This is a genomic window from Vreelandella rituensis, assembly GCF_003336665.1.
Lineage (GTDB): Bacteria > Pseudomonadota > Gammaproteobacteria > Pseudomonadales > Halomonadaceae > Vreelandella > Vreelandella rituensis.
Genome location: NZ_QPIJ01000105.1, coordinates 1 through 3,713 on the forward strand (window position 1 = coordinate 1; position 3,713 = coordinate 3,713).

Here is a 3,713-nt window from a genome sequence, read left to right on the forward strand (position 1 = left end):
GAGTCGCTTGCCTTGATTTTCGGTGACATTGTCACCCTCATCGGCAAGCGCCCACATGAATTACCTGATCAATTGTTAAAGAGCTGTCGCGAGACCGTAACCGTTTGGCCTCAGCGAGGAAACGTATTCTACGCCTTCCCGGGTGGTTGTCAATGGGTAATTTCGATGCCGTGTGGCCTGACCTCGAAACCGCTAACCCTATGAAAAACCGAGGTTTTTCAACCTCATTCACCGCTGGAAACGCCTGGCGTTCCCGGCAGCGGATGCGTACTCTACCGCCTGACCGGGACACTGGCAAGCCCTGAGTGTAAAAAACTTCAATTTTTAGCTTTTGCCTTGCGCATTATCGCCAATACCGGCCCCGAGGCTACGTAAGCCGCGAAAAGCAGAAGCAGCATGACGGAAGGCTCGATCGAAATCACGACGAAGCCAATCACTACTGCCAATAGCACCACAAAGGGTACCGGCCCTTTGAGATCGACATCCTTGAAGCTGTAATAGCGAATATTAGTCACCATCAGGACAGCTGCAGCGGCCACAACAAACAGCATCAACAGCTTGAAACCCAGTGCATCGGCATCGAAATGGTGAAACGTCCAGACACAAGCCGCTATCAAGGCCGCAGCAGAAGGGCTGGGCAAGCCAATGAACCACCGTTTGTCAGTACTGCCGATCTGAACATTGAAACGTGCCAGGCGCAGCGCGGCACAGGCAACATACAAGAAGGCCACGACCCAACCCGTCTTACCGATATCCTGCAGTATCCAGGTAAATGCCACCAGCGCAGGCGCCACTCCAAAAGAAAGCATATCCGATAGACTATCGTATTCCGCACCGAAGGCACTTTGGGTGTTGGTCATGCGTGCCACTCGACCATCCAGCCCATCCAGCACCATCGCGATGAAGATAGCCACGGCGGCAGCGGCAAAATCACCATTGATACCCGCCACCACAGCAAAAAAACCCGAGAAAAGTGCGGAGGTAGTGAAGAGGTTAGGTAGTAAATAGATGCCCTTGCGACGCACCTTCTTCCCATCCTCGACGGATTCTTCGATAACTTCTGTCTCGCGTAGAAAAGCTGCTGTCAGGTCTTCATTACCCCCCACCGCGTCCTGCTTGTCTGTATCGCGATCAGCGCCGGGTTCTTGTTCCGTATTACGAGGTTCCTGAGTCATACGTGCCGTCCATTTAAAATGAGCTCACCATAGCAGTGATGGATTTCATTCTACACGGTGAGATTGATGCAGGAAGTACACGCCTGAACAAACGCAACAAGGGCACGATAAATCGCGCCCTTGTCCGCCACTAGCTCAGATTGCTGAAAATCAGTTCTTGGATTTGTCTACCAACTGATTCGCGGCAATCCACGGCATCATACCGCGGAGCTTGGCACCGACCTGCTCAATGTCATGCTCTGCATTGAGACGGCGGCGAGCGGTCATCGAAGGATAGTTGCTGTTACCTTCATTGATGAACATTTTTGCATATTCACCGGTCTGGATGCGCTTGAGCGCATTGCGCATCGCGGCACGTGACTGGTCGTTAATGATTTCAGGGCCGGTCACGTACTCTCCATACTCCGCATTATTGGAGATGGAGTAGTTCATGTTGGCAATGCCGCCTTCGTACATCAGGTCGACAATCAGCTTGAGTTCGTGGAGACACTCAAAGTAAGCCATTTCGGGCGCATAACCTGCTTCAGTCAGCGTTTCGAAACCGGCCTTGACCAGCTCTACCGCACCACCGCACAGCACGGCTTGCTCACCGAACAGATCGGTTTCGGTTTCGTCCTTGAAAGTTGTCTCGATGATACCGCTACGCCCACCACCCACGCCGGCGGCGTAAGACAGTGAAAGCTCCTTGGCCTTACCGGAAGCATCCTGGTGGATAGCGATCAGGTCAGGAATACCGCCACCCTTGACGAACTCGGAACGCACGGTATGGCCCGGCGCCTTAGGTGCGATCATGATGACGTCGAGATCTTTACGCGGCTCGATCTGGTTATAGTGAATATTGAAACCGTGAGCGAAAGCCAAGGTAGCGCCTTCTTTCAGGTTCGGCTCGATTTCCTGCTCGTAAATCGCTTTTTGATTTTCATCCGGTGCAAGCATCATCACCACATCAGCGGTCTTGCAGGCCTCAGGCACAGTGGCCACCTTGAGACCCGCCGCCTCAGCCTTGGCTGCGGAAGAAGAGCCTTTACGCAGAGCAACCGTCACGTCAACGCCGGATTCTTTCAGGTTGTTGGCATGGGCATGTCCCTGAGAGCCGTAACCGACGATGGTGACTTTCTTGGCTTGAATCAACGAAAGGTCGCAATCTTTATCATAAAAAACGCGCATGATGTGCTCCGGACAGGTGGTTTGATACTAGGCGTAACGCCGCTGAGCCCAACTCTACGCCAGCCAGGTTATTGCGTAAAACGCTATATTTGAAACGTTGTATTGCATAATATGAAACACATAACCTCAACGTGGATTTCCATGGACTTTCGCCAGCTCAAGCACTTTCTGACACTGACTGAAGCACTGCATTTCGGCCGCGCCAGCGAGCTATGCCATGTCAGCCCTTCGACCTTGAGCCGCTCAATTCGGCAATTGGAAGAAGCGCTCGACGCTCCCCTTTTTGAACGCGACAACCGTCATGTGGCATTGACTCGCCAGGGGCTGATTCTGCAACGCTACGCCCGGGAAACACTCGAGCAATGGGAGGCACTGCGTCACACCTTGGCTGCCGAAGCGACTCAGCTCACTGGCGAGATCAGCATTTATTGCTCGGTGACCGCCAGCTACAGCTTTCTTTACGAATTGCTCAGCGCCTTTCGCAGCCGGCACCCCGGCATTGAATTGAAACTTCACACCGGCGACCCGGCAGATTCCATGGCCCGAGTATTGGCAGGCGACGACGATATGGCGATTACGCCACGACCGCGCGTGCCTCCGCCCTCCCTGGCTTTCAAGTCCTTGACTCGCTCACCTTTGGTGTTTATCGCCCCTTTCACGAAGCCTGGGGCGGCCATGAACTGGGTGCCCGACACGCCGGAGAGTCCCACACCGGCACAATGGAAAGGTGTGCCCATGATTCTTTCCGAAGCCGGCCTTTCGCGGGACTATGCCGACACTTGGTTCAAGGCGCTAGGCATCACTCCCCGCATTTATGCCCAGGTTGCCGGTCACGAAGCCATCGTCAGCATGGTCGGGCTGGGCTTCGGCATAGGTGTGGTTCCCAAAATTGTGTTGGATAACAGTCCCCTTGCCGAGCGGGTACGCATATTGGCGGTTAAGCCCGAACTCCCCCACTACGATGTGGGGCTGTGCGTGCTAAACCGCCGCTTGAAAAGCCCCCTGACCCAAGCGCTCTGGGATGAAGTCAGTGAACGAACGTCAACTACCTCGCCCTAAAGGACGAGGCTTGTGACAGCAAGCCCGGTTGACCAGGGAAAGCGGTAACCAACCCGCTACGTTTGCAATAGGTCGTCGAGACCCACCGCCGAATGCTTCGCTCAGTTCGGCGCTCTGGAAGGTCAGGATCACGCTGGTGAAAGGTAAAGCGCCGAAGGTTCTGATCGCTACCACAAGGTAGGAGCCGGTTGCAGACATTCCCGAGGGGAGACAGGTTGGAAGACCTGCGTCACCAGGCCCGTAAGGGCAATGTTTAGGAGGAGATCGCATGGCGGTGTTCGTATTGGGAAAGAACAAGCAGCCGTTGATGCC

At 54.4% G+C, this 3,713-nt stretch carries 3 protein-coding genes; 1 reads left to right on the forward strand and 2 read right to left on the reverse strand.

Translation table 11 applies throughout. The features are described from left to right. Window positions 1-317 precede the first annotated feature (317 nt). Together pssA and ilvC are read right to left on the reverse strand one after the other, a co-directional pair. A complete protein-coding gene (gene pssA / locus DU506_RS20500) occupies window positions 318-1,175 on the reverse strand; it encodes a CDP-diacylglycerol--serine O-phosphatidyltransferase (RefSeq protein ID WP_114488701.1) in 858 nt (285 codons plus the stop codon). 150 nt (window positions 1,176-1,325) lie between these two features. After that, entirely contained in the window at window positions 1,326-2,342 is a 1,017-nt protein-coding gene (gene ilvC / locus DU506_RS20505; protein ID WP_114488702.1) for a ketol-acid reductoisomerase, read from the reverse strand. Window positions 2,343-2,483: 141 nt separating this feature from the next. On the opposite strand from ilvC, the gene ilvY reads away from it, so the two are divergent. Continuing rightward, window positions 2,484-3,401: an HTH-type transcriptional activator IlvY gene (ilvY, locus tag DU506_RS20510; RefSeq protein WP_114488703.1), complete on the forward strand. Its 918-nt coding sequence runs from the start codon at window positions 2,484-2,486 to the stop codon at window positions 3,399-3,401. The last annotated feature ends 312 nt before the right edge of the window (window positions 3,402-3,713 follow it).